Origin of the sequence: Caballeronia sp. LZ003 (assembly GCF_031451465.1) — a bacterium.
GTDB lineage: Bacteria > Pseudomonadota > Gammaproteobacteria > Burkholderiales > Burkholderiaceae > Caballeronia.
Genome location: NZ_JARUXJ010000085.1, coordinates 1 through 874 on the forward strand (window position 1 = coordinate 1; position 874 = coordinate 874).

1 pseudogene is annotated in these 874 nt (G+C 65.1%); it reads left to right on the forward strand.

Features of this window, described 5'->3' with window-relative positions:
- Positions 1–823 (forward strand): annotated as a pseudogene (locus QCE79_RS33080) (hypothetical protein); the annotation flags it as partial.
- Between the last annotated feature and the right edge of the window lie 51 nt (positions 824–874).

Sequence of the window (874 nt, forward strand, 5' to 3'; positions counted from 1 at the left end):
GGCGGTGCTCGGCATGAAGGGCGGTCTCTTGACGCGAGGGCTGGGGCTTGCCGTCGGCGCGTTTCGGATGTTTGGCTCTGCCGCCATGTTCGCCGGGCGAGCGCTGCTGATGAGCCCGATCGGGCTTGCGGTCACGGCCCTCGTCGCTGTGATCGCCCTGGCTGCGTACGCCATCTACACGCACTGGGACACGATCAAATCCGGTGCGTCATCGCTCTGGGAGCATATGCGATCGACGTTTGCCGGGGGCGTGGCATGGCTCAAAGCACTCCCCGCTTCGATGGCGACGATCGGGACGAACATCATCTCTGGCCTGGTGAGCGGCATTACGAGCAGTATGGGGTCGGTCAAGGATGCAATCATGAACGTGGCGAGCTCGACCGTCGGCTGGTTCAAGGCAAAGCTCGGCATCCACAGCCCAAGTCGCGTCTTCAGCGCACTGGGCCACTTCGTCGGAGAGGGCGCGGCGCTCGGCATCGACCGCGCTCAGGAGCGTGTCGCACGCGCGGCCATCGGCCTGGCGGCAGTCGCGGCAAGCTCGTTCGCTGCGCCTGCGATCGCGGCAGTGCCGCAGCTCACCAAGTCTATTGAGCCTACCGTCGCGCTGACACGTCCGCGCGTGCCAATCGACACGCGCGGACCATTGGCGGCGACGGCAGCGGGTAGTGCAGCAAGGAACGCTACCGATGCGGTCACGATCAACATCTATCCGCAGCCGGGCATGGACGCGCAAGCCATCGCGCGAGCCGTTGCGGCTGAGCTCGATCGCCGTGAACGCGCGAAGCAGTCGCGCTTGGGCTCAAGCCTCCTGGACCGTTCGTGAGCACCGGAGAGTCGTCATGATGATGTCGCTTGGACAGTTCGTCTTCAGTCT